The organism is Pseudomonas ovata (assembly GCF_003131185.1).
Taxonomy (GTDB): Bacteria; Pseudomonadota; Gammaproteobacteria; order Pseudomonadales; family Pseudomonadaceae; genus Aquipseudomonas; species Aquipseudomonas ovata.
Genome location: NZ_QFFU01000008.1, coordinates 73,438 through 97,167, shown reverse-complemented (window position 1 = coordinate 97,167; position 23,730 = coordinate 73,438). Strand labels below are relative to the sequence as shown.

22 protein-coding genes are annotated in these 23,730 nt (G+C 62.6%); 7 read left to right on the top strand and 15 right to left on the bottom strand.

Annotated elements, in window-relative coordinates; translation table 11 throughout:
• Positions 1–711 precede the first annotated feature (711 nt).
• Positions 712–2,145: a glycosyl hydrolase family 18 protein gene (locus DGA31_RS13380; RefSeq protein WP_109512884.1), complete on the top strand. Its 1,434-nt coding sequence runs from the start codon at positions 712–714 to the stop codon at positions 2,143–2,145.
• 256 nt (positions 2,146–2,401) lie between these two features.
• Here the strand turns inward: DGA31_RS13380 and etfB are convergent, their stop codons facing one another.
• The 6 genes from etfB to DGA31_RS13350 all read right to left on the bottom strand — a co-directional run bounded on the left by etfB (position 2,402) and on the right by DGA31_RS13350 (position 10,277).
• A complete protein-coding gene (gene etfB / locus DGA31_RS13375) occupies positions 2,402–3,202 on the bottom strand; it encodes an electron transfer flavoprotein subunit beta (protein ID WP_056840595.1) in 801 nt (266 codons plus the stop codon).
• Entirely contained in the window at positions 3,192–4,412 is a 1,221-nt protein-coding gene (gene etfA, locus DGA31_RS13370; protein ID WP_056840594.1) for an electron transfer flavoprotein subunit alpha, read from the bottom strand. The genes etfB and etfA overlap by 11 nt, the downstream gene beginning before the upstream one ends.
• Complete coding sequence (gene dgcB / locus DGA31_RS13365) at positions 4,412–6,364, bottom strand: dimethylglycine demethylation protein DgcB (RefSeq protein WP_109512883.1); 1,953 nt, start codon at positions 6,362–6,364, stop codon at positions 4,412–4,414. The genes etfA and dgcB overlap by 1 nt, the downstream gene beginning before the upstream one ends.
• Before the next feature lie 144 nt (positions 6,365–6,508).
• Positions 6,509–8,569 (bottom strand): dimethylglycine demethylation protein DgcA, encoded by a 2,061-nt coding sequence (gene dgcA, locus DGA31_RS13360; protein WP_109512882.1) that lies wholly within the window; start codon positions 8,567–8,569, stop codon positions 6,509–6,511.
• Between the two features lie 117 nt (positions 8,570–8,686).
• Positions 8,687–9,217 carry a DUF5943 domain-containing protein gene (locus tag DGA31_RS13355; RefSeq protein ID WP_056840591.1) on the bottom strand — a complete coding sequence of 177 codons (531 nt, stop codon included), beginning with the start codon at positions 9,215–9,217 and terminating at the stop codon, positions 8,687–8,689.
• An 82-nt stretch (positions 9,218–9,299) separates the two neighbouring features.
• Entirely contained in the window at positions 9,300–10,277 is a 978-nt protein-coding gene (locus DGA31_RS13350) for a dipeptidase (protein WP_056840590.1), read from the bottom strand.
• Between the two features lie 227 nt (positions 10,278–10,504).
• On the opposite strand from DGA31_RS13350, the gene DGA31_RS13345 reads away from it, so the two are divergent.
• From DGA31_RS13345 to DGA31_RS13330, 4 genes are all read left to right on the top strand, one after another.
• Complete coding sequence (locus DGA31_RS13345) at positions 10,505–10,915, top strand: lysozyme inhibitor LprI family protein (protein ID WP_056840589.1); 411 nt, start codon at positions 10,505–10,507, stop codon at positions 10,913–10,915.
• A 55-nt stretch (positions 10,916–10,970) separates the two neighbouring features.
• Entirely contained in the window at positions 10,971–11,390 is a 420-nt protein-coding gene (locus tag DGA31_RS13340) for a DUF3010 family protein (RefSeq protein ID WP_056840588.1), read from the top strand.
• 239 nt (positions 11,391–11,629) lie between these two features.
• Complete coding sequence (locus DGA31_RS13335) at positions 11,630–12,610, top strand: alpha/beta fold hydrolase (protein WP_241509585.1); 981 nt, start codon at positions 11,630–11,632, stop codon at positions 12,608–12,610.
• A 30-nt stretch (positions 12,611–12,640) separates the two neighbouring features.
• Positions 12,641–13,087, top strand: a complete 447-nt coding sequence (locus DGA31_RS13330) for a RidA family protein (protein ID WP_109512880.1) — start codon at positions 12,641–12,643, stop codon at positions 13,085–13,087.
• A gap of 112 nt (positions 13,088–13,199) precedes the next feature.
• Here DGA31_RS13330 and fba read toward each other — a convergent pair whose 3' ends face one another.
• The 7 genes from fba to tkt form a co-directional block, all read right to left on the bottom strand.
• Positions 13,200–14,264, bottom strand: coding sequence for a class II fructose-bisphosphate aldolase (gene fba, locus DGA31_RS13325; RefSeq protein WP_056840585.1), 1,065 nt, complete (start codon positions 14,262–14,264; stop codon positions 13,200–13,202).
• A gap of 116 nt (positions 14,265–14,380) precedes the next feature.
• A complete protein-coding gene (locus DGA31_RS13320; protein ID WP_109512879.1) occupies positions 14,381–14,707 on the bottom strand; it encodes an MliC family protein in 327 nt (108 codons plus the stop codon).
• A gap of 31 nt (positions 14,708–14,738) precedes the next feature.
• Positions 14,739–14,933: a hypothetical protein gene (locus tag DGA31_RS13315; protein ID WP_056840583.1), complete on the bottom strand. Its 195-nt coding sequence runs from the start codon at positions 14,931–14,933 to the stop codon at positions 14,739–14,741.
• Between the two features lie 74 nt (positions 14,934–15,007).
• Positions 15,008–15,238 carry a hypothetical protein gene (locus tag DGA31_RS13310; protein ID WP_056840582.1) on the bottom strand — a complete coding sequence of 77 codons (231 nt, stop codon included), beginning with the start codon at positions 15,236–15,238 and terminating at the stop codon, positions 15,008–15,010.
• Between the two features lie 24 nt (positions 15,239–15,262).
• Positions 15,263–16,429, bottom strand: a complete 1,167-nt coding sequence (locus DGA31_RS13305) for a phosphoglycerate kinase (protein ID WP_109512878.1) — start codon at positions 16,427–16,429, stop codon at positions 15,263–15,265.
• A gap of 15 nt (positions 16,430–16,444) precedes the next feature.
• Positions 16,445–17,494 (bottom strand): erythrose-4-phosphate dehydrogenase, encoded by a 1,050-nt coding sequence (epd, locus tag DGA31_RS13300; protein WP_109512877.1) that lies wholly within the window; start codon positions 17,492–17,494, stop codon positions 16,445–16,447.
• An 81-nt stretch (positions 17,495–17,575) separates the two neighbouring features.
• Positions 17,576–19,573, bottom strand: a complete 1,998-nt coding sequence (tkt, locus tag DGA31_RS13295; protein WP_056840579.1) for a transketolase — start codon at positions 19,571–19,573, stop codon at positions 17,576–17,578.
• Between the two features lie 256 nt (positions 19,574–19,829).
• On the opposite strand from tkt, the gene DGA31_RS13290 reads away from it, so the two are divergent.
• On the top strand, positions 19,830–20,843 hold the full coding sequence (locus DGA31_RS13290; protein WP_056840578.1) for an ArsR/SmtB family transcription factor: 1,014 nt from the start codon (positions 19,830–19,832) through the stop codon (positions 20,841–20,843).
• Between the two features lie 2 nt (positions 20,844–20,845).
• Positions 20,846–22,036: a methionine adenosyltransferase gene (gene metK / locus DGA31_RS13285; protein ID WP_056840577.1), complete on the top strand. Its 1,191-nt coding sequence runs from the start codon at positions 20,846–20,848 to the stop codon at positions 22,034–22,036.
• Positions 22,037–22,412: 376 nt separating this feature from the next.
• Here the strand turns inward: metK and DGA31_RS13280 are convergent, their stop codons facing one another.
• Positions 22,413–22,958 carry an RNA 2'-phosphotransferase gene (locus DGA31_RS13280; protein ID WP_109512876.1) on the bottom strand — a complete coding sequence of 182 codons (546 nt, stop codon included), beginning with the start codon at positions 22,956–22,958 and terminating at the stop codon, positions 22,413–22,415.
• Positions 22,959–23,017: 59 nt separating this feature from the next.
• Positions 23,018–23,638, bottom strand: a complete 621-nt coding sequence (locus DGA31_RS13275; RefSeq protein WP_109512875.1) for a LysE family translocator — start codon at positions 23,636–23,638, stop codon at positions 23,018–23,020.
• Positions 23,639–23,730: the final 92 nt, after the last annotated feature.

Genomic DNA, 23,730 nt, shown 5'->3' with positions numbered 1-23,730 from the left:
CAATCCCCCGCCCGTAGTGCCTGGCGCAGTTCGCAAACAACTTATCCACAAGGCAGCCCACAGCAATTGTGGGCAATCCTGTCAAAAGCATGGATCCATGACGCTGCGCGCCCATGCCGATATCCGGTTGTGCACACGCCAGCGCCTGGTCATTTATTGATCGACTCTATCAAGCCTTTGTATATAAAGACTTTTATAGGACAGCGAACACCTTATCCACAGAAGCGCCAACAGACTTTGGGGGCAACTTGACCGTTTGGTACTCCGGGCTGTGGAAAACAGTGCAAAGACCTGGCTTTCCACCTCGTCTGCGCTATTTGGCTGTTTTTTGTACAAACCTCTGTATGCCACGCCGTTCAAGGCTTCCAGCACATAGCAAACACCTTGTCCACAGAGCAGCCAACAGAGATTGTGGGCAACCGTCACCCGTGTCAGAACGCTTATCCACAGCCCGTGCAGCGAAAAAACGCCCATACCCGCTGATTATTTTTTAACCACACCCCTGCAAACCCCGATTTACGTGGCCTCCAGACACAAGCGAACACCTTATCCACAGGCAGGCGCACAGGGAATGTGCGTAAGTAAACAGCATTCACTGGATAAGTCGCCCTGATCGGCCCCAACCCTGTCAGTTCTACCAGTACAAAAGCCTTGGCCCCTGGCTGACACTCATGCTTATGCAGCGTCTATCCAGCGGAAGGAGACATCACCATGCTCAAGCCAAGCGTTCTGGCCCAGTACAAGAACTCGGCCCTTGATGCGGCCTCGGCCATGCCGGACCTTACAGGCAAGAACATTCTCATGGGCTTCTGGCACAACTGGCCGACCTCGCCCGGCCAGGGTTATCAACAGGGCGTGTTTGCCGAGATGCCCCTGACCGATATTCCCAAGGCGTATAACGTCGTGGCCGTGGCTTTCATGAAAGGCAGCGGCATCCCGACCTTCAAGCCCTATAACGTCAGCGATGCCGAGTTTCGTGCCCAGGTCGCACAGCTCAATGCCGAAGGACGTGCGGTACTGATTTCGCTGGGCGGCGCCGATGCCCATATCGAGCTGCATGAAGGCCAGCAGGAGGCGCTGGCCTATGAAATCATCCGTCTGGTCGAGGTGTATGGGTTTGACGGCCTGGACATCGATCTGGAGCAAAGTGCAATCACCCTTGCCGATAACCGTACCGTCTTGCCAGCGGCGCTGCGTATGGTTCGTGAACATTACGAAAGCGAAGGCAAGCACTTCATCATCAGCATGGCGCCGGAGTTTCCTTACCTGAGAACGGACGGCGCCTATCTTGCCTACATCGAGGCGCTGGAAGACCTCTACGACTTCATTGCGCCGCAGTACTACAACCAGGGCGCTGACGGCGTCTGGGTCGATGAGGAAAGCCTGTGGATCACTCAGGAAAGTGACGAGCACAAGGAACTGTTCCTGTATTACCTGACCGACAGCCTGATCCACGGCACGCGAGGTTTCTCGCAGATTGCGGCCGACCGGCTGGCGATCGGCCTGCCGACCAATAACGATGCGGCCGCCACCGGCTATGTGATCGACCCTGAAGATGTGAAATGGGCACTGGACAGCCTGACCAGAGACAACAACCCGATTCGCGGCCTGATGACCTGGTCGGTCAACTGGGATGATGGCAAGGACAAGACCGGCAAGGCCTATGACTGGGCGTTCGTCAAACGCTACGGCTACCTGACCGAAGGCGAGACGCCGGCGCCCGGCAAACCGTCCGTACCGGCCAGTTTCGTTGCGGCCGAACCGATGCAGGACTCGGTGAAATTGAGCTGGCACCTCTCCACCGGTCCCAATCCGGTGTTCCAGTACAACCTGCGGCGCGACGGCGTCGAAATCGGCACCACCAACGCGCCACCGTTCGAAGACACCGGGCTTGTGCCTGGCAAGGCTTATGGCTATCAGATCAGGGCCACGGACACACAAGGGGTCAGCTCGGACTGGTCAGCCATGCTCACGATCCGTACCCAACCCGGGGAAGGTGGCGAAACACCCGACTGGAAAGAAGACGTGGCCTATGAAGCAGGCGATACCGTGGTCCACAACACCGTGAAGTACACCTGCGAGCAGGCCCACACCTCGACCGCCATCACCGCCCCGGACGTGGTGCTGTGGAAGCGCGCGCAATGAATCATCCACAACCGCCAGCGCGCCGCCTTGGCGCGCCGCCTCTTGCGTAGGAGCGCGCTTGCCCGCGACCGGCTGCGCAGCAGTCGTAAAATTGTGGCGTTTCGTAGATTTCGAATGTGTTCACAACTGTAAATTTGCGGCGTTTCGCAGATTTTGCGAGCGCTTCGCACTCGGTCGCGGTGGTCCGGCATTCCGGCAAGCGCGCTCCTACCGGGTCCCAGACGACTGCGCGGCAGCGCTCTGCCTTGACGCTGTTTCAGCGAATCACGCCCTCTTCCACCAGCAGCTTGAGGATCGCCTCGGCGCCTTCCTGGGCGCTGACGCCCTTGAGCACCTTGCCGCCACCGCCGCTGGCCTTGGCGGTCGCGGCCTTCATGCGGTCGGCACCGCTCTTGGCCTTGATCACCTTGAGGCGCTTGGGCCGTGGCCTGGCCGGTTGCAGGCTGTCGCCGGTGAGCAGTTCATCGCTGATCACTTCGGTCTGCTCCGCTCCCAGCACACCGCGCCGGGACGGACCATAGGCACTTTGCCGTGGCGTGGGACCGGCGTTATCCACAGTGGCCAAGAATGGCAGGCGCACCTTGAGGCGCCGGCGCTGGCCGCGTGGCAGGGCCTGCAACACCAGGGCCGTGCCGTTTTCCAGCGACTCCACTTCGGCCAGGCCGATCACCAAAGGCCAGCCAAGACGCTCGGCCAGCAGGAAGGGCAACATGCCGGAGCCCTCGCCGGTTTCGGCCTGGCTGCCCGTCAGCACCATCTGCACGTTGCAGTCGCGAATGTATTCGGCCAGGGCGGGCAAGGCATCACTGCCCGCCGGCTGTTCAAGGATGTGCATCTCATCCAGGCCCATGCCCAGGTAAGCGCGCAGTGCCGGTTCCTGTGGGTCGCCGGCATGCAGCATCTGCAGGTTGTTGCCCACCAGGCGCAGGCCCAGCTCGACGGCACGGGCGTCCTGTTCGGCACGGCGGGCGCGCCCGGAGGTCGGGTGGGCGCCGACCGACACCAGGCTGATGACCTGCAGGGCCGGAGTGTTCTTTGTGACAGATTCAGGCTGCATCACGTTTGTCTCCATTGCGCCAGGCATCGACCGCCGCGATCAGGGCGTGGAACAGCTCGCTGCTGTCGCCGATGACCGACAGATCAGCCCGTTTGATCATGTCGCAACCAGGGTCCATGTTGATCGCAATCACCTTGTCGCAGGCACCGATGCCCTGCAGGTGCTGGATCGCCCCGGAAATCCCAACGGCCATGTACACCCGCGCCGTGACCCAGGTGCCGGTGGCGCCGACCTGCCGGTCGCGAGCCATGAAGCCGTTGTCCACCGCCACCCGCGAGGCGCCTTCGGTGGCCCCCAGGGCGGCGGCGGTGCGGTGGAACAGGTCCCAGTCCTGGACGCCGTTGCCACCCGAGACAATGAACTCCGACTCGGCCATAGGGATAGCCGCCGGGTCGACGGCCACGGCACCGAGGTCTTCGATACGCGACAGGCTGCGCACCACGCTTGTGGATAACTCGACCGGCACGGCTTCATGACGGGTTTCGCTGACAGGCTCTGCGCATTCGGCGGCCGCCAGGATCAGCCGCGCCAATGGCCGCACCAGGTCTTCGCGACCGGCCCCGGCACGGGCGCTGCACTGCCCGTCCTTGACCTGCCAGACCCGCGTGGCCGGGCGCTCGCCCAGGCTGGCGGCAAAGCGCCGGCCCAGTTCACCGCCACCGGTGCGGCTGTCGGGCAGCAACCAGTGGCGCGGGTCGAACTGGTTATCCACCGCCCGCAGGCCCTGGACACGCTGTTCCGGTGAATAGCCGTCGAAGGCGTCGTCGTCGAGCACCAGCAGGCGATCCACGCCGGCGGTGTCGAATGCGCTTTCCTTGTGTTCACCGAAGACCACCGCCAGCACCGCGCCGTCGGCACCGGCCATCTGCCGCGCCAGGCCGAGCAGGTCGCGGTCGTGGCTGCCCAGGCGGCCGCCGACCATGTCGGGCACTACACAGATGTGAAACGCCGGTTGCGCCACCACATGCAGCGGCAGTTGCACCGCCACTGCCGCACTGCGCTTGACCGCGCCGCCCTGCTGGGCGCCGCTGCGGTCGATACGCTTGAGGCCGTTGGGACCGATGAAGCCGATACCGTGGACGTTCTTGCGCAGGACCCCGTTGGGGCCCATCCAGCGCTCCTGCAACGGTTGCATGGCCGCATGCAGCGGGTGCAGGCGGTTACGGGCGATCCACGCGGCGCGTGGGTCGCGGCGGATAATGTCGCTCATCAGTGCACCTCCGCAGGTTCACGTTTGGCCTGGGCCGGCTGGCGCGCAGGCTCGGCATCCTGTTCGATCAGGGCGTCGGCCACCAGCTCGGCCAGGTCCTTGATCAACGGACGCGGCTCGACCACACCTTCGAGCATGGCGGTGCATTGCGGGCACCCGACCGCCACCAGCTCGGCCTGGGTTTCGCGGATGTCCTCCATGCGCATGTCGGGAATCCGCTGCTTGCCGGGGATGTCGGTAATCGGCGCCCCGCCGCCACCGCCACAGCACCGCGAACGGAAGCCGGAACGCTGCATTTCCTTGACCTCGATGCCCAGCGCCTTCAATACATCGCGCGGCGCCTCGTATTCACCGTTGTAGCGGCCCAGGTAGCAAGGATCGTGGTAGGTCACGCTGCCGCCCTTGTGCTGGCCCAGGTTCAGCGCGCCGGCCTGGATCAGCTCGGCGATGAACGTACTGTGGTGCTGCACCTGGTACTCGCCGCCAAAGGCGCCATATTCGTTCTTGAGCACATGGAAGCTGTGCGGGTCGCACGTCACGATGCGGGCAAACCGGTAGCGCGCCAGGGTCTGGATATTGCGCTTGGCCAGGCTCTGGAAGGTCGCCTCGTCACCCAGGCGCCGCGCCACGTCGCCGCTGTCGCGCTCTTCGAGGCCCAGTACGGCAAAGTCGACACCGGCGGCCTTGAGCACCTTGACGAAGGCGCGCAGGGTGCGCTGGTTGCGCATGTCGAACGCACCGTCACCGACCCAGAACAGCACATCGGCGCTTTTCTTGTCGCTGAACAGGTTCAGGTTCAGGTCCGCCGCCCAGTTCAGCCGGCCACCGGGGTTGAAGCCGCCGGGGTTGTCGGTGGCGATCAGGTTGTCCAGCACCTCGGCGCCCTTGTTCGGCGTGGCGCCGCGCTCCAGGGTCAGGTGGCGACGCATGTCGACGATGGCGTCGACGTGCTCGATCATCATCGGGCACTCCTCGACGCAGGCGCGGCAGGTGGTGCACGACCACAGGGTCTCGGCGTCCACCAGGCCGTTGACGATCGGCTGGTGCGGGTGACCGCCGTGCTCGCCGATGGCCTTGCCGGGGTACGGGCTGCCGGCGAAATTGGCATCGGTGCCACCGGCCAGGCCCACGACCATGTCCTGGATCAGCTTCTTGGGGTTCAGCGGCTGGCCGGCGGCAAACGCCGGGCAGGCGGCTTCGCATTTACCGCACTGCACGCAGGCGTCGAAGCCCAACAGTTGGTTCCAGGTAAAGTCCTTGGGTTTTTCCACGCCCAAAGGCGCTTGCGGATCGTCCAGGTCCAAGGGCTTGAGGCCTGTGGAACGGCCGCCGCCGAAGCGCTCGGCGCGACGGTGCCAGGCCAGGTGCAGGGCACCGGCGAAGGCGTGCTTCATCGGCCCGCCCCAGGTCATGCCGAAAAACAGCTCGCTGACGCCCCACAGCACGCCCAGCGCCAGGACGGCCGCCACTGCCCAGCCGCCGAAATCCTGCGGCAGGATACCGGCGACCGGCAGGGTCAGCAGGAAGAAACTGGCCGAAAACGCCAACAGGCTTTTCGGCAGGCGCATCCACGGCCCTTTGGACAGGCGCGACGGCGGGTTGAGGCGACGGCGGAACACGAAGATCGCGCCGACGAACATCACCGCTGTCATCAGCAGCAAGGCGTAGCCGAGGATCTTGTTGTGCAGGCCAAAACCATGCACCAGAATCGCCAGCACGATCGATGCCACCGCACCGCCGGCCGTGGCCACGTGGGTGTTGGCAATGTATTTGTCACGGGCGACCACGTGGTGCAGGTCGACCATGTAGCGCTTGGGCATGGCCAGCAGGCCGCCCAGCAGGTCGACCTTCGAGGCCCGACCGTTGCGCCACAGCTTGACCCGCCGCAAGGCGCCCAGGAGCCCAAGGCCCAGGGCGGCGAACAGCAGGATGGGGAGAATGGTGTTGAGCATGATGGCTCCTGGGTGTACCCCGTAGGAGCGCGCTTGCCCGCGACCGAGTGCGTTAGCAGTCGTGAATTCGTAGCGTTTCGCAGATTTTGCGAGCGCTACGCACTCGGTCGCGGGCAAGCGCGCTCCTACAGAAGGTGGTGGCCGTCAGAAATCCTTGCAGAGCCGTAGCCCGTCGTAGATGGCCGCATGAATGTTGCGTTGCGCCACGCAGTCGCCGATCCGGTACAGCAGGTAACCATCACCAGGCTGGCTGAGCATCGGTTGTGGCTGGATCGCGTACAGGGCTTCGATGTCGATCTGGCCCTTGTTGCGCGAACCTTCCTTGAGCGCGTAGTAGATCGCCTCGTCGGGACGCACACCGTTCTCCACCACCACCTGGTCGACCACCCGCTCCTCTTTGGCCCCGGTGTATTCGTTTTCCAGCACGGCAATCAGTTTGTCGCCTTCGCGGTAGACCTTCTCCAGCATCATGTCCCCGGTCATGATCACTTCCTTGGGGTACATGCTGCGGTAGTAGGTCGGGAAGGTCGTGCCGCCCATCGCCACGCCCGGCTTGATGTCATCAGTGACGATCTCGACCTGGCAGCCCTTGTCGGCGAGGAAATCCGCGGCCGACATCCCGGTGAATTCGCAGATGGTGTCGTAGACCAGCACGTTCTTGCCTGGCGCCACTTTACCGTCAAGGATGTCCCAGCTGCTGACCACCAGCCCTTCGTCCGCACCCCAGTGCTCGTTCTGCTCGACGAACGGATGACCGCCCACCGCCAGCACCACGATGTCCGGGCGCAGGTCGAGAATGGTCGCGGCATCGGCAGCGGTGCCCAGGCGCAGGTCGACTTTCAGGCGCGCCAGTTCCAGTTGATACCAGCGGGTGATGCCGGCGATCTGGTCGCGTTGCGGTGCCTTGGAGGCCGTGGTGATCTGCCCGCCGATGGCGTCTTTCTTCTCGAACAGGGTCACCTCATGGCCACGCTCGGCCGCCACCCGCGCCGCTTCCATGCCGGCCGGACCGGCCCCGACCACCACCACCTTGCGCCTGGGCCCGGTGGATTTCTCGATGATGTGCGGCAGGCCCATGTATTCGCGGGACGTGGCGGCGTTCTGGATGCACAGCACGTCCAGGCCCTGGTACTGGCGGTCGATGCAATAGTTGGCACCGACGCACTGCTTGATCTGGTCGATCTGGCCCATCTTGATCTTGGCGATCAGGTGCGGGTCGGCCATGTGCGCACGGGTCATGCCGACCATGTCGACATAGCCGCCTTCCAGGATCCGCGTGGCCTGGTTCGGGTCCTTGATGTTCTGTGCGTGCAGCACAGGGATCTTGACCACTTCCTTGATACCGGCGGCCAGGTGCAGGAACGGCTCCGGTGGATAACTCATGTTCGGGATGACGTTGGCCAGGGTGTTGTGCGTATCGCACCCCGAGCCGATCACGCCGAAGAAGTCCAGCAGGCCGGTGTCGTCGTAGTACTTGGCAATCTGCTTCATGTCGTCGTGGGACAGGCCATCGGGGTGGAACTCGTCACCACAGATGCGCATGCCCACGCAGAAGTCGCGACCGACTTCGGCGCGCACGGCCTTGAGCACTTCCATGCCGAACTTCATGCGGCCTTCGAAGCTGCCGCCCCATTCGTCGGTGCGCTTGTTGACCCGCGGGCTCCAGAACTGGTCGATCATGTGCTGGTGCACGGCCGACAGCTCGATGCCGTCCAGCCCGCCTTCCATCGCCCGGCGCGCGGCCTGGGCGTAGTTGCCGATGATGCGCCAGATTTCCTCGGGCTCGATGGTCTTGCAGGTGGCACGGTGCACCGGCTCGCGAATGCCCGACGGCGACATCAGGGTCGGCCAGTGATCACCGTCCCAACGCGAGCGACGGCCCATGTGGGTAATCTGGATCATGATCTTGGCACCATGCTTGTGCATGGCGTCGGCCAGGTTCTGGAAATGCGGGATGATCCGGTCGGTGGCCAGGTTGACCGACTTCCACCAGCTTTGCGGGCTGTCGATGGCAACCACGGACGAGCCGCCACAGATGGCCAGGCCAATGCCGCCCTTGGCCTTCTCTTCGTAGTACTTCACGTAACGGTCGGTGGTCATGCCGCCGTCGGTGGCATACACCTCGGCGTGGGCAGTACTGAGTACACGGTTACGGATGGTCAGTTTGCCGATCTGGATCGGCTGGAACATCGCTTCAAAAGCCATTTCCAAAACTCCTCAAGGCGAAAGCGGGTGGCGTACGCTCGGTCTAATGGTGCGCAGCCGGCCCAGGCCGGCTGCGCGTTGCCAGAGCGTTACGCGCGGTGCTTTCCAACGGCGCGGTTAAAGTGGTTTGACGACGAACAGACCATCGTCATGGCCCTCTTCAGAGCCTCCGTAAACCTGCTCGGCCACGGTACGGATCGCGCTGCCGCGTGCGGCCAGGATCTGATCCATGGCACCGGCGAACCAGCCGGTGAACATGTAGTCGACCTTGCGCCCGACCTTGCCGTACACGTACACGAACGCCGAATGCTCGAGCGTGACGCTGGCGGTGCCCTTGTCCAGGTCGATGTCCTGGATCTTGAACAGGCCCCAGCCGCGCTGCGACAGGCGCTTCATGTAGTGCTCGAACACCGCGACACCTTCCAGGCCATGACACTCGGCCTCTTTCTCGCACCAGTGCCAGGCTGACTTGTAGCCGGCCTTGTAGAGGATCTCGGCATAGGCGTCAGCGCCCAGCACTTCCTCGATACCGATGTGGTTGTTGACGAAGAAGTGGCGCGGGACGTACAGCATCGGCAGGGCGTCGGACGTCCAGATACCGGTTTCGCTGTCGACTTCGATAGGCAGTTGCGGGGCGATCTTGGCCATGAAACGTGACTCCGGAAAAATTCTTGTGATGAGGCAGACCGTTGCCTGCCTTGAAATAGAAGGTGTCAGCGACGCGGGTGGGTTATTCCCCCCAGACGTCACCCAGAACACGAACCCAGTTCTCGCCCATGATCTTGCGCACCACGCTTTCGGAGTGGCCGCGCTTGAGCAGGGTCTCGGTCAGGTTCGGGAATTCGCCCACGGTGCGGATGCCCAGCGGGTTGATGATCTTGCCGAAGCTGGTCAGGCGCCGGGCGTAGCCCTTGTCGTGCGTCAGGTATTCGAAGAATTCCTGGCCATGGCCCTGGGTGAAGTCGGTGCCGATGCCGATGGCGTCTTCGCCGACGATGTTCATGGTGTACTCGATGGCCTCGGCGTAGTCGTCGATGGTCGAGTCGATGCCCTTGGCCAGGAACGGCGCAAACATGGTGACGCCGACGAAACCGCCGTGGTCGGCGATGAACTTGAGTTCTTCATCGGACTTGTTGCGCGGGTGTTCCTTGAGCCCCGACGGCAGGCAGTGGGAGTAGCAGACCGGCTTTTTCGATTCGAGGATGACTTCCTCGCTGGTTTTGGAGCCGACGTGGGACAGGTCGCACATGACGCCGACGCGGTTCATCTCGGCGACGATCTCGCGGCCGAAACCCGACAGGCCGCCGTCGCGCTCGTAGCAGCCGGTACCGACCAGGTTCTGGGTGTTGTAGCACATCTGCACGATGCCCACGCCGAGCTTCTTGAAGATCTCGACATAGCCGATCTGGTCTTCGAAGGCATGGGCATTCTGGAAGCCGAACAGGATGCCGGTCTTGCCCAGTTCCTTGGCCTTGCGGATGTCGGCAGTGGTCTGCACCGGCATCACCAGGTCGCTGTTTTCGCGCATCAGCTTCATGCTGGCGCTGATGCTGTTGACGGTGGCCTGGAAACCTTCCCACACCGACACCGTGCAGTTGGCCATGGTCAGGCCGCCCTTGCGCATGTCTTCAAACAGCTCGCGATTCCACTTGGCGATGATCAGCCCGTCAATAACGATGCTGTCGGCGTGAAGTTCGGCTGGGCTCATCAGGCGTCCCCTTTATAGGTGCTGGTGCGCCAAATCGACTGTCGGCGCTATTGGGGCCAGCATATGCCGCAGGCTCGGGAAAGCCGGATGCAAAAACGACAGGGGAATTGCCGAAAGCGTCAATCCGCGACAAAGGGTAGGGCACAACCCTCCAGCGGCATGTCAAACCTGTTCATTGTCATGCGCTTGAGCCAGAATTCAGCGCATCAACGGATCGGAGCGAGTAGATGAAAACCTTTTTCCTGGGACTGGCGCTGACAAGTGCCCTGGCAAGCAATGCCTGGGCTGCACAGGATCCTGAAACATCCCCTTGCGATGGCGTCGACAGCGATAACCAGACCCTGGAGTGCTCCATCTACAGCCGTGAGACCGCCGAGGCGCTGCTCAAGGAAAACTTCCAGAACCTGCTCAACCGGGTGCAGTCGCAATTCGTCGCCAACAAGACCCAGTTCAACGACTTCACCAGCAAGCTCAAGACCGCCCACCAGGCCTGGGAAAAGCTGCGTGACGCCGACTGTGCCGTGGAAGTCTTCCCGTCGGCTGCCGGCAGCAAGGCATTCAGGATCAGCGAAAACGACTGCATCGCGCGCATGAGTGACGAGCGCTCGGAATACCTGGAGTCGATCGCTCAGGAATAATCCGCCTCTCAATGCGCTACCCTGTGACTTTTCGACTCAAGACACAGGGCATCACATGATTATTTGCGGCGTGGAAATCAAAGGCAGCGAAGCCATCTTTGCCTTGGCGACACGGCAGAACGACAGCATCGGCCACCTGCCCCTGGCAACCCGCAAACTGGCGCTGGCCGACGATGACGAGGCGGCCAACGTCAAGGCCTTTGCCACACAGATCGCCGCCTTCGTGCGCGAAAACGGCATCAGCCATATCGTCATCAAGAAGCGCAGCAAGAAAGGCGAATTCGCCGGCGGCCCGACCACGTTCAAGATCGAGACCGTGTTTCAGTTGTTGCCTGATTGCGAGGTGACCCTGTTGTCGCCCCAGACGATTAACGCTGCAAACAAAAAACACACTTTCGACCTGCCTGAGTCGCTGAATAAATATCAGCACGAAGCCTACAAGGCCGCCTGCGCAGCGCTGGTCAAAATCCAGTAGAACGCCTCTGGCACGCCGCATTGATGGCGCTGCCCGCCGCCGGGCAGCGCGGCAGGCCACCTACATGCGAATCATCAAGTAACGCACTTGAAAGTCTTGCAATACAGGCGGCTTTGCAATCGGCCGATTAACGCCCTACTAATTGCTCTGCACTTTCGCCTGCCTTCGTAACTTGATAACGCATGAACATTCCCCTTCGTCTCTGTCACAGGCCACTGTTATTAGTGGCCTGCGCACTCATGGCAATGTCCACGTCTGCCCAGGCCATCACGGCCGATGAACTATCCAGCCGCAGCCCGGAACTTGAAACATTCAATTACCATTACAAGGTTTATTACCACGCGCTCAGCTCACAGCGTCAGAACATGCTCATGGCTTACGTCGATGTGCCACCCAACCCGAACAGCCAGCCGAAAAACCGCACCGTCGTGTTGATGCACGGCAAGTTGTTCTGTGCCGACACCTGGACCGACACGATCAAGACCCTGAGCGATGACGGCTACCGGGTCATTGCCCCGGACCAGATCGGGTTCTGCAAGTCCAGCAAGCCCGAACGCTACCAGTACAGCTTCCAGCAACTGGCCAGTAATACCCATGAACTGCTGCAAGCTCTGGGCATCAGCCGCAGCGCAATCATCGGTCACTCCATGGGCGGCATGCTGGCCGCCCGCTATGCACTGATGTACCCCGAGGTCACCGAACAACTGGCGCTGATCAATCCGCTTGGCCTTGAGGACTGGAAGGCGCTTGGCGTTCCTTACAAAGGCATCGACAGTTACTTCGAAGATGAACTGGGCTTCAGTGCCACGGCACTCAAGGACTATCAACGCCGCGTGCATTACAACGGCGAATGGCGCCCCGAGTTTGATCGCTGGATCGAGATGCAGGAAAAACTGTTCAGTGGCCCGCACCGGACAATGATGGCTTACCACGCCGCCCTGACCTACGACATGATTTATAACGAACCGGTCGTTCACGAGTTCGAGTATCTGAAAGTGCCCACCACGCTGTTTATCGGCCTGACCGATAAAACCGCCATTGGTCATGGCGCATCGCCTGCCGTAATGGCCACCTTGGCCAACTATGCCGAACTGGGCAAGTCGGCTGCCAGGCGCATTCCCGAGGCGACCCTGATCGAGTTCGAAACGCTCGGACATTCGCCGCACTTGCAGGCCCCGCAGCAGTTTTATCCGGCCCTGCTTAAAGCCCTCAAACCCTGAATATCACCCTCTGACAAGGAGTTCATCCCCATGAAAAAAAGCGCCTGGGTGCTTTCGCTTTGCGCTTCATTGACCGCCTTTGCCGCCGTCGCCGACAGTCATCAACCGGTTGAGATCCTCAACTTCAGCCAGAACGACACCTACCCCTTTTCCAGCGCCGCCCGGGTCGGCAACCTGCTGTTCATGTCTGGCCAACTGGGCGTCGTCCCCGGCCAGAATGGCCTGGTGCCGGGGGGCATCGAGGCCGAGACCCGGCAAGTCATGGCCAATATCAAGCGCACGACCGAAGCCAGCGGCTTTCAGATGAACAACATCGTCAAGTGCACGGCCTTTCTGGCGGACATGGCCGAGTTTGCGGCCTTCAACGCACAGTACCGTACCGCGTTCAGCAAGCCCTTCCCGGCCCGCAGCACCGTGGCCGTCAAGGGCCTGGCCCTTGATGCCCGGGTGGAAGTGGAGTGCATTGCAGCCAGATAGCGCACTGAGCGCCCAAGACTGCCTGGCCAGCCGCTGTACGGTCTGGCCCAATGCACCCTGCCCCATGAAAAAACCCGCGCAAGCGCGGGTTTTTCATTCAGCCGAGCAACACTCAGTTGATCTTGGCATCCAGCTCGCCACGGGCGTAGCGCTCGAACATGCGGTCCAGGGAGACCGGCTTGATCTTCGAGGCGTTGCCGGCCGTGCCGAACGCTTCGTAACGGGCGATGCACACGTCACGCATGGCCACGACGGTCTTGGCCAGGTATTTGCGCGGGTCGAACTCGGCCGGGTGCTTGGCCAGGAACTCACGGATGGCGCCGGTGGAAGCCAGGCGCAGGTCGGTGTCGATGTTGACCTTGCGCACGCCGTGCTTGATGCCCTCGACGATTTCTTCGACCGGCACACCGTAGGTCTCTTTGATGTCGCCGCCGTATTCGTTGATGATTTTCAGCCACTCTTGCGGCACCGACGAGGAGCCGTGCATCACCAGGTGGGTGTTGGGGATGCGCTTGTGGATGGCCTTGATCTGCTCGATGGCCAGGATGTCACCGGTCGGCGGCTTGGTGAACTTGTAGGCACCGTGGCTGGTGCCGATGGCGATGGCCAGGGCATCGACCTGGGTGCGCTTGACGAAGTCAGCGGCTTCTTCCGGGTCGGTCAGCATCTGGCTGTGATCCAGCACGCCTTCGGCGCCTACGCCGTCTTCTTCACCGGCCAGGCCGGTTTCCAGCGAACCCAGCACGCCCAGCTCACCTTCTACCGACACGCCGCAGGCGTGGGCGAAGGCGACGACGCGACGGGTCACGTCGACGTTGTAGTCGTAGCTGGCGGGGGTCTTGCCGTCTTCACCCAGCGAGCCGTCCATCATCACCGAGCTGAAGCCCAGCTGGATCGAGCGCTGGCAGATGTCCGGGCTGGTGCCGTGGTCCTGGTGCATGACCACCGGGATGTGCGGGAATTCTTCGATCGCCGCCAGGATCAGGTGGCGCAGGAACGGGGCACCGGCGTATTTACGGGCGCCGGCCGAGGCCTGAACGATCACCGGAGAGTCGGTCTTGTCGGCCGCTTCCATAATGGCGCGCATCTGTTCCAGGTTGTTTACGTTGAAAGCTGGAACGCCATAGCCAAATTCGGCGGCGTGGTCCAACATCTGGCGCATGCTGATAAGTGCCATTGTCTGTTTCTCTCCCGATCGGGTCGTTAATCGTGCGAGCCTGCCCCAGTGGCGGCTGCTATTCAAGTCATGGGCGCAGGCATTGCGAAATCACCTGCGCCTGGCCGTGCTGCAGTTTATCTGACCTTGCAGCCGCGACCGATCAAATCATTGGTGACGGTCCAGTAGACCAGCCCGTCGTCGCCGTTACGGGCGAACGAGAGTACGCCATTGCCATACAGCTCACCGGTCGCGCCGGGCTCGGCTTGCAGGCGGTACACCTGGTCGCTCTGGTTCAGGCGCACATCAACGGCCTTGTGGGCCGCATCGGCATAGCGCCAGTTGACCTCGGCCTTGCTGTCACAGACCCAGCGTGTCCACGGGTCGACCTGTTGCGGCGCCGGCTTGAAGACGGAGCAACCGCCCAGCAAGACCAGTGCGCCAAGAGCCATAACGCCTTTCATTCACTCTCCTGGCCTGCCCCGCCTGATGGCATCAAGGGCAGTGCTGTTCGTTTTTACCATCGTCAGACGGCTCGCCCGTGGCCTGGGCTTCGACGCGCTGACTGTTCTCGGTGGTCGGCACGGTGACCGCTGCCGGGCTGAACACTTCGCAGGCCCGGTTGGTCCCCGAACCGCTGCAACCGGCCAGCACAGCGCAACTCAACAGCATCACGGCGGCGATTTTCATGGCAACACTCCTTTGCATTAAAAGATATTCACCTTTAATGACCGCCATGACGCCTGGATGTTGCCTGTACCGTATCAGCGACAGCCGACATTGCCGATCCGTGGCATGAAGTCGTAGCGGTCCCAGAACGCCTGGCCGCTGCGCTTGTCCACCACCTGAATCGTTTCGGCTTGCCAGCGCGCCTGATAGCAGCTCAGTTGCACGGGCGCGGCCTGATCCTGGTCCTGCACTTCATCGGCTGCAGGCGTGCCGGCGCAACCGCACAGCACCCCCGCCATCAGCAACACCGGCAAGACCCTGACCATACCTGACACCTCGAACACAGCGGTTTACTGCGCCTTGGCGCGTTGCTCAAGCATTTCGACCGCCGGCAGGACCTTGCCTTCGACGAACTCGAGGAACGCACCGCCGCCAGTGGAAATGTAAGAAATCTGCGCACCAACGCCATACTTGTCGATGGCGGCCAAGGTGTCGCCGCCACCGGCGATGGAGAACGCCTCGCTCTCGGCAATCGCCTTGGCCAGTACCTGGGTGCCGTTGCCGAACTGGTCGAATTCAAACACGCCGACAGGGCCGTTCCACAGGATAGTCTTCGAAGATTTCAGCAATTGGGCGAACTGCTCGGCGGTCTGCGGGCCGATATCGAGGATCATGTCGTCCTCGGCCACATCGGCAATCAGCTTGACGGTCGCTTCGGCGTCTTCGGCAAAGGCCTTGGCCACCACCACGTCGACCGGCAGCGGCACACTGACCTTGGCGGCGATGGCGCGGGCGGTGTCGAGCAGATCCGGCTCGTACAGCGACTTGCCGACCGGGTGGCCGGCAGCGGCCAGGAAGGTGTTGGCAATGCCGCCGCCGACGATCAGCTGATCGCAGATCGTGCTCAGGCTATTGAGTACGTCGAGCTTGGTCGACACCTTGGAACCGGCCACGATGGCCGCCATCGGCTTGGCCGGTGCACCCAGCGCCTTGCCCAGCGCGTCCAGCTCGGCGGCCAGCAGCGGGCCGGCCGCAGCGACCTTGGCAAATTTGGCCACGCCGTGGGTCGAACCCTCGGCACGGTGAGCGGTGCCGAAGGCGTCCATCACAAACACGTCGCACAAGGCGGCGTATTTCTGTGCCAGCTCGTCGGTGTTCTTTTTCTCGCCCTTGTTGAAGCGCACGTTTTCGAACAGGACCACGTCGCCGGCCTTGACCTCGACGCCGTCCAGGTAATCGGCGACCAGCGCCACGTCACGGCCCAGCGCCTTGCTCAGGTAGGCGGCGACCGGCTTGAGGCTGTTCTCGGCCGAGAATTCGCCTTCCACCGGACGACCCAGGTGCGAGCAGACCATGACCGCCGCGCCCTTCTCCAGCGCCAGCTTGATGGTCGGCAGGGAGGCGAGAATCCGCGCATCGCTGCTGACAGCGCCATCCTTGATCGGCACGTTAAGGTCTTCGCGGATCAGTACACGCTTTCCTTGCAGATCAAGGTCGGTCATTTTCAACACGGTCATGAGGCGTTCCTGTCTTTACTGTTGTGGGTGTGCAACGTGCAGGAAATGGCCTGCAACGTCGAGCATACGGTTGGCAAAACCCCATTCGTTATCGAACCAGGCCAGCACGTTGACCAGCCTGGGGCCGGACACGCGGGTCTGACTCGCATCGACGATCGCCGAATGAGGGTCATGGTTGAAATCGCAACTGGCATGCGGCAATTCGGTGTAGGCCAGCAAGCCCTTGAGCGGCCCGACACTGGCCGCCTCACGCAGGATCCGGTTGATCTCGACGGCGTCGGTATCACGCGCCGTCTGCACGATGATGTCCAGGCACGAGACATTGACCGTCGGCACCCGCACCGCTTTGGCCTGAATCCGGCCGGCAAGTTCCGGCAGCAGACGTTCGATGCCCCGTGCCAGCCCTGTAGACACCGGAATGATCGACTGGAAGGCCGAGCGCGTGCGGCGCAGGTCTTCATGGTGATAGGCGTCGATCACCGGCTGGTCGTTCATCGCCGAGTGAATCGTGGTGATGGTGACATAGTCCAGGCCCAGCGCCTGATCCAGCAGGCGCAGCAACGGCACACTGCAGTTGGTGGTGCACGAGGCCGCCGAGACCAGCAGCTCGCGACCGGTCAGGTCCTGCTGGTTGATGCCGTACACGATGGTCGCGTCGACGTCCGCCTCGCTGGCCATCGGCTGGGAAAACAGCACCCGCGGCGCACCGGCATCAAGAAAGCGCTGGCCGTCGGCACGGGTGTTGTAGACGCCGGAGCACTCCAGCACCAGGTCGACTTCCAGGGCAGCCCAGTCGATGCCTTCGGGCGTCGCGCTGCGCAGCACACGGATGCGGTGGTCATTGATGTGCAGGTAATCGCCTTCGACCCGCACATGGCCAGGAAAGCGGCCATGGGTGGAATCGAAGCGCGTCAGGTATTCGAGACTGGCCATGTCGGCCAGGTCGTTGATGGCCACGACCTTGAACCCCGCCGTTGCACCGCGTTCGCACAAGGCGCGAACGACACAGCGGCCAATGCGGCCGTAGCCGTTCAGTGCAACTTTATAAGGGCGGGGCTGGGGCATGGATTTCTCGCAGGTGGATACTGCAGGAACGCGCCTGGCCTGGGCCAGGCGCGTTCCTGCAGCGGAGCACGCGGTTGTGGCTTAGTCTTCGAGCAGTTCTTCGGCGGTGCCCAGGATGTTTTCCAGGGTGAAGCCGAACTCTTCGAACAGGGCGGCGGCCGGCGCCGACTCACCGAAGGTGGTCATGCCGATCACGCGGCCTTCCAGGCCCACGTACTTGTACCAGTAGTCGGCATGCGCCGCCTCGATGGCGATGCGTGCGCTGACTTGCAACGGCAGCACGGACTGCTTGTAGCCGGCGTCCTGGGACTCGAACACGCTGGTGCACGGCATCGACACCACGCGCACCTGACGACCCTGCGCGGTCAGTGCGTCGTAGGCCTGAACGGCCAGGCCGACTTCGGAGCCGGTGGCGATCAGGATCAGTTCCGGCTCGCCGACGCTGTCGCGCAGCACGTAGCCGCCACGGGCGATATTGGCCAGTTGCGCCGCATCGCGCGCCTGGTGCGTCAGGTTCTGGCGCGAGAACACCAAAGCCGACGGGCCGTCGTTGCGCTCCAGGGCATATTTCCACGACACGGCCGACTCCACGGCATCGGCCGGGCGCCAGGTGTCCAGGTTCGGTGTGGTGCGCAGGCTGGCCAGTTGCTCGATCGGCTGGTGGGTCGGACCGTCTTCGCCCAGACCGATGGAGTCGTGGGTGAACACGTGGATCACGCGCTGCTTCATCAGCGCGCCCATGCGCACGGCGTTGCGGGCGTATTCCATGAAGATCAGGAAGGTCGCGCCGTACGGCACGAAGCCGCCATGCAGGGCGATACCGTTCATGATTGCGCCCTGGCCGAACTCACGCACGCCGTAGTGCAGGTAGTTGCCGTTGGCGTCTTCGCCGGTGATGCTCTTGCAGCCTTTCCAGATGGTCAGGTTGGAGCCGGCCAGGTCGGCCGAGCCGCCCAGCAGCTCGGGCAGCAGCGGGCCGAAGGCGCCCAGCGCGTTCTGGCTGGCCTTGCGGCTGGCGATGGTCTCGCCCTTGGTGTTGACTTCGGCCACGTAGGCGGCGGACTTCTCGGCGAAATCGGCCGGCAGCTCGCCGCTCATGCGACGGATGAAATCGTTGGCCAGTTCAGGGAAGGCAGCGGAGTACGCAGCGAAGCGCTGGTCCCACTCGGCTTCGGCGGCCAGGCCTTTTTCCTTGGCGTTCCATTGCTCGTAGAGGTCGGCCGGGATCTCGAACGGGCCGTGTGTCCACTTCAGCGCGGCACGGGTCAGGGCGATCTCGTCGGCGCCCAGTGGCGCGCCGTGGGACTCTTCCTTGCCGGACTTGTTCGGCGAGCCGAAGCCGATGGTGGTCTTGCAGCAGATCAGGGTCGGCTGGGCGCTTTTGCGCGCTGTCTCGATGGCGGTCTTGATCTCGTCGGCGTCGTGGCCGTCGACATTGCGGATCACCTGCCAGTTGTACGACTCGAAACGCTTGGGGGTGTCGTCGGTGAACCAGCCCTCGACTTCGCCGTCGATGGAGATGCCGTTGTCATCGTAGAAAGCGATCAGCTTGCCCAGGCCCAGGGTGCCGGCCAGGGAAGCGACTTCGTGGGAAATGCCTTCCATCATGCAGCCGTCGCCCATGAACACATAGGTGTTGTGGTCGACGATGTCATGGCCTGGACGGTTGAACTGCGCCGCCAGGGTCTTTTCGGCAATGGCGAAGCCCACGGCGTTGGCAAACCCCTGGCCCAGCGGGCCGGTGGTGGTTTCGACGCCCGGGGTGTAGCCGAACTCCGGGTGGCCCGGGGTGCGGCTGTGCAGCTGGCGGAAGTTCTTCAGGTCGTCGATGGACAGGTCGTAGCCGGTCAGGTGCAGCAACGAGTAGATGAGCATCGAACCGTGACCGTTGGACAGCACGAAGCGGTCGCGGTCGGCGAACGACGGGTTGGCCGGGTTGTGCTTGAGAAAATCGTGCCACAGGACTTCGGCGATATCCGCCATCCCCATGGGGGCCCCTGGGTGGCCGCTGTTGGCTTTTTGCACGGCATCCATGCTCAGGGCACGAATGGCGTTGGCACGCTCACGACGGCTAGGCATCGCTGATCTCCTGGAGGGTAAGAAATGGGATCGGAAAAAGGCGGTCATTTTCCCTCAGCGACTGGCTGGGGGCAATGAAAGATAGTCGCCCAGGTGCTTTTTTCCTGTCATCCAGGCGTCATTTGCTGTCAGCACCCGATATGCCAGTACGGGCCAGCCCTCTGGACACGCGGCTTCGGCAGCGCACACAGGCAATATCAAAACTTTTTGATATTGATCTTGCGACTTGTCCGGTCGCTGTCTAGACTGCCGCCTCATGAACCTTCGCGTACCTGCAATCAGCCATGACGGCTGCGACGAGTTGTCTGCCCTGTGCAAAGCCGCCGGCGATCCGCTGCGGCTGAACGTTCTGCGCGCCCTGGCCAACGATTCGTTCGGGGTGCTGGAGTTGGCGCAGATCTTCGCCATCGGCCAGTCGGGCATGAGTCATCACCTCAAGGTCCTGGCCCAGGCCGGACTGGTGGCGACGCGTCGCGAAGGCAATGCGATTTTCTATCGTCGCGCCCTGCCCCATGCCCAGGCTGTCGGTGGGCGCCTGCATGCGGCCCTGCTTGAAGAAGTCGACGCGTTGCAGCTGCCCGGCGATGCCCAGGCGCGGGTCGATGCGGTGCATCGCCAGCGAGCGGCGGCCAGCCAGGATTTCTTTGCCCGGGTGGCCGACAAGTTCCATGCTCAGCAGGACCTTATCGCCGGCCTTGGCCAGTACCGCGACAGCCTGCTGGCGTTGCTCGACAAGCTGCCGTTCGGCCCTGCGGCCACGGCGCTGGAAGTCGGCCCCGGCGACGGCGGCTTCCTGCCCGACCTGGCGCTGCGCTTTGCCCGGGTCACGGCGATGGACAACAGCCCGGCCATGCTCGAACTGGCGCGCAAGCGCTGCGAGCACCAGGCGCTGAACAATGTCGAATTGCGCCTGGCCGATGCCTTGAGCGACGCTAAAGTGCAGGTCGATTGCGTCGTATTGAACATGGTGCTTCATCATTTTGCCGCGCCGGCCGATGCCATAAAACAGTTGGCCCTGCACCTGCGTCCAGGCGCCAGCCTGTTGATCACGGACTTGTGCAGCCACGATCAGAGCTGGGCCAGGGAGGCCTGTGGCGATCTCTGGTTGGGCTTTGAACAGGAAGACCTGGCCCATTGGGCCATCGCTGCGGGGCTGGTCCCCGAACAGAGCCTCTACGTGGGCTTACGCAATGGTTTCCAGATCCAGGTTCGCCATTTTCAGCGACCGTCTGGCGACACTTACCCTCGGTTACATTCAGGAAACCCGTAGACATGAGCGAATACTCAATTTTCACCTCCGAGTCCGTGTCCGAAGGACATCCGGACAAGATTGCCGACCAGATCTCCGACGCGGTCCTGGACGCCATCATCGCTGAAGACAAATTCGCCCGTGTCGCGGTCGAAACCCTGGTCAAGACCGGTGTGGCAATCATTGCCGGCGAAGTCACCACCTCGGCCTGGGTCGACCTGGAAGATATCGTCCGCAACGTCATTCTCGACATCGGCTACAACAGCTCCGACGTCGGCTTCGACGGCGCCACTTGTGGCGTGATGAACATCATCGGCAAGCAGTCGGTGGACATCGCCCAGGGCGTTGACCGCAGCAAGCCTGAAGACCAGGGTGCCGGCGACCAGGGCCTGATGTTCGGCTTTGCCAGCAACGAGACCGACGTACTGATGCCCGCGCCGATCACCTTCTCGCACCACCTGGTGCAGCGCCAGTCCGAGGCCCGCAAGTCCGGCCTGCTGCCGTGGCTGCGCCCGGATGCCAAGTCGCAGGTCACCTGCCGCTACGAAAACGGCAAGGTCGTGGGCGTCGACGCCATCGTGCTGTCGACCCAGCACAACCCGGACGTGTCCTACAAGGACCTGCGTGAAGGCGTGATGGAGCTGATCGTCAAGCACGTGATCCCGGCCGAACTGCTGCACAAGGACACCCAGTTCCACATCAACCCGACCGGCAACTTCATCATCGGCGGCCCGGTGGGCGACTGCGGCCTGACCGGTCGCAAGATCATCGTCGACACCTACGGCGGCATGGCCCGTCACGGCGGTGGCGCGTTCTCCGGCAAGGACCCGTCGAAGGTCGACCGTTCGGCCGCCTACGCCGGTCGCTACGTGGCCAAGAACATCGTCGCCGCCGGCCTGGCCGAGCGCTGCGAGATTCAGGTTTCCTACGCCATCGGCGTGGCCCAGCCGACGTCGATCTCGCTGAACACCTTTGGCACCGGCAAGCTGTCGGACGACAAGATCATCCAGCTGGTGCGCGAGCATTTCGACCTGCGTCCTTACGCAATCACCACCATGCTCGACCTGCTGCACCCGATGTACAAGCAGACCGCCGCCTACGGCCACTTCGGTCGCAAGCCGTTCGAGATGACCGTGGGTGACGACACCTTCACCGCGTTCACCTGGGAAAAAACCGACCGCGCCGACGCCCTGCGCGCCGCCGCCGGCCTGTAATAGCCAAGCGGTACTAAAAAGCCCCGCACGAGCAATCGTGCGGGGCTTTTTGTTGGGCGTTCCTGCCGGGCATCCCGATTCGCATCATCCACTCCAGGACTGATACCGCTCAGCCAAGCCTCGACCCGGACCTGTGGGAGGCAGTTGCTGGCGATGGCTATGTAACAGGCGCAGCAGATGTATGGGCCTTGCTGGCCTCATCGTCGGATCGCACGGTGCAGGAGCGCTTGCCGGAATGCCGGACCACCGCGACCGAGTGCGGTCCAGGCCAAGCGCGCTTCTACCAAGGGTGGATTTAATATCCGATAAATCAGCAAGTTATTTTATGCGTGAGAAGAACCGTCGGGCGGCGATCCGCTTCAGCCGGGAAAGGCACTCACTGCCTGATAAACCCCACCGGCACTGCCTCGGTCAGCCACACGCCATTGTCGGCCTGGAAAAACCGGAACCCGGCCTGCTGCATGCGCGCCGCCTCAATGTGCAGCACCACCGGCTTGCCATAGCGTTGCCCTACCGACACTGCCGTTGTCTCGTCGTCTGACAGGTGCACATGATGACGGCTGCCGGCAATCAGCCCCTGTTGCATGATCGATTCCAGAAACCGCGTGGCGGTGCCGTGGTACAGCAGCACCGGCGGGGTTTTCTCCACATGTTGAAGCTCGACCGTTCTGGTCGAGTGCCCCTGCACGGCGCGGATGCGCAGGCCGTCTTCGGAAAACGCAAAGCGCTTCTTGTCGTTGCCGGCGACCACCGCCTCGATGAGCGCCCGGTCCAGCACCCGACCGTCCGTAGCGGCACCGGCAATCAACGCGTCAAGATCCGCCCAGCCCTCACTGTCGAGTTGCAGGCCGATCGCTTGCGGTTCGTGACGCAGCACATAACTCAGAAACTTGCTGGTTTCAGACAACTGCTTGCTGTTCATGATGTCCCTATTCGTCAATGTTCGAGCCTTGAGACCGGCGTCATTGCGCCCGGTTCAGATCAGGCCCGACGCGCCACCAGCAAGGCCGATGCCGCACTGGCCAGCAGACCGGCGCACACACGGTTGAACAGTTGCCTGCTGGACGGACGCGCAAAGAGCTTGCGGGCGTGCACGCCCATCACGGCATACAGCGCGATGGCCACGCATTCCATCAGCAGAAACAGCCCGCCCAGCACGGCAAACTGAGCCGTGACGTCTTGCGCCGGGTCGACGAATTGCGGCAGGAACGCCGTGAACAGCAGGATGGCCTTGGGATTGCCGATGGCCACCAGAAACTCCTGGCGCGCCAGCCGCAACACACTGGCCGTGCGCATGCCGACGTGCTCATCGGCTTGCGGCGTCGCGCGCCAGAGCTGCCAGGCCAGGTAGAACAGGTAAGCTGCGCCCACCACCTTGATCACATGGAACAGCCACTCGCTGGTGTGCAGCACCGCCGCCAGCCCCACCGCCGCCAGGGCAATCATGATCGCAAACGCCAGCAGGCGACCGACGCCGCCGGTGCAGGCGCGGACAAAGCCGTAACGGCTGGCATTGCTGACCGACAGCAGGTTGTTCGGGCCGGGCGCCATGTTCAGCGCAAAGCAGGCGGGAATGAATACGGCGAGGGTCGACAGGTCCATTGCAGGTTCTCCAGAGCAAGACAGCGACCTGCAATCTGACACGCGCCCCGTGCCATCTCAAGGCACAGCCACGGATGTTTACACCCCCTGAC

What these genes read in the sequence shown, in the direction of transcription:
- DGA31_RS13380 (WP_109512884.1), top strand. Translation starts at nt 712, where the DNA reads ATGCTCAAGCCAAGCGTTCTGGCCCAGTACAAGAACTCGGCCCTTGAT.
- etfB (WP_056840595.1), bottom strand. Translation starts at nt 3,202, where the DNA reads ATGCAGCCTGAATCTGTCACAAAGAACACTCCGGCCCTGCAGGTCATC.
- etfA (WP_056840594.1), bottom strand. Translation starts at nt 4,412, where the DNA reads ATGAGCGACATTATCCGCCGCGACCCACGCGCCGCGTGGATCGCCCGT.
- dgcB (WP_109512883.1), bottom strand. Translation starts at nt 6,364, where the DNA reads ATGCTCAACACCATTCTCCCCATCCTGCTGTTCGCCGCCCTGGGCCTT.
- dgcA (WP_109512882.1), bottom strand. Translation starts at nt 8,569, where the DNA reads ATGGCTTTTGAAGCGATGTTCCAGCCGATCCAGATCGGCAAACTGACC.
- DGA31_RS13355 (WP_056840591.1), bottom strand. Translation starts at nt 9,217, where the DNA reads ATGGCCAAGATCGCCCCGCAACTGCCTATCGAAGTCGACAGCGAAACC.
- DGA31_RS13350 (WP_056840590.1), bottom strand. Translation starts at nt 10,277, where the DNA reads ATGAGCCCAGCCGAACTTCACGCCGACAGCATCGTTATTGACGGGCTG.
- DGA31_RS13345 (WP_056840589.1), top strand. Translation starts at nt 10,505, where the DNA reads ATGAAAACCTTTTTCCTGGGACTGGCGCTGACAAGTGCCCTGGCAAGC.
- DGA31_RS13340 (WP_056840588.1), top strand. Translation starts at nt 10,971, where the DNA reads ATGATTATTTGCGGCGTGGAAATCAAAGGCAGCGAAGCCATCTTTGCC.
- DGA31_RS13335 (WP_241509585.1), top strand. Translation starts at nt 11,630, where the DNA reads ATGGCAATGTCCACGTCTGCCCAGGCCATCACGGCCGATGAACTATCC.
- DGA31_RS13330 (WP_109512880.1), top strand. Translation starts at nt 12,641, where the DNA reads ATGAAAAAAAGCGCCTGGGTGCTTTCGCTTTGCGCTTCATTGACCGCC.
- fba (WP_056840585.1), bottom strand. Translation starts at nt 14,264, where the DNA reads ATGGCACTTATCAGCATGCGCCAGATGTTGGACCACGCCGCCGAATTT.
- DGA31_RS13320 (WP_109512879.1), bottom strand. Translation starts at nt 14,707, where the DNA reads ATGAAAGGCGTTATGGCTCTTGGCGCACTGGTCTTGCTGGGCGGTTGC.
- DGA31_RS13315 (WP_056840583.1), bottom strand. Translation starts at nt 14,933, where the DNA reads ATGAAAATCGCCGCCGTGATGCTGTTGAGTTGCGCTGTGCTGGCCGGT.
- DGA31_RS13310 (WP_056840582.1), bottom strand. Translation starts at nt 15,238, where the DNA reads ATGGTCAGGGTCTTGCCGGTGTTGCTGATGGCGGGGGTGCTGTGCGGT.
- DGA31_RS13305 (WP_109512878.1), bottom strand. Translation starts at nt 16,429, where the DNA reads ATGACCGTGTTGAAAATGACCGACCTTGATCTGCAAGGAAAGCGTGTA.
- epd (WP_109512877.1), bottom strand. Translation starts at nt 17,494, where the DNA reads ATGCCCCAGCCCCGCCCTTATAAAGTTGCACTGAACGGCTACGGCCGC.
- tkt (WP_056840579.1), bottom strand. Translation starts at nt 19,573, where the DNA reads ATGCCTAGCCGTCGTGAGCGTGCCAACGCCATTCGTGCCCTGAGCATG.
- DGA31_RS13290 (WP_056840578.1), top strand. Translation starts at nt 19,830, where the DNA reads ATGAACCTTCGCGTACCTGCAATCAGCCATGACGGCTGCGACGAGTTG.
- metK (WP_056840577.1), top strand. Translation starts at nt 20,846, where the DNA reads ATGAGCGAATACTCAATTTTCACCTCCGAGTCCGTGTCCGAAGGACAT.
- DGA31_RS13280 (WP_109512876.1), bottom strand. Translation starts at nt 22,958, where the DNA reads ATGAACAGCAAGCAGTTGTCTGAAACCAGCAAGTTTCTGAGTTATGTG.
- DGA31_RS13275 (WP_109512875.1), bottom strand. Translation starts at nt 23,638, where the DNA reads ATGGACCTGTCGACCCTCGCCGTATTCATTCCCGCCTGCTTTGCGCTG.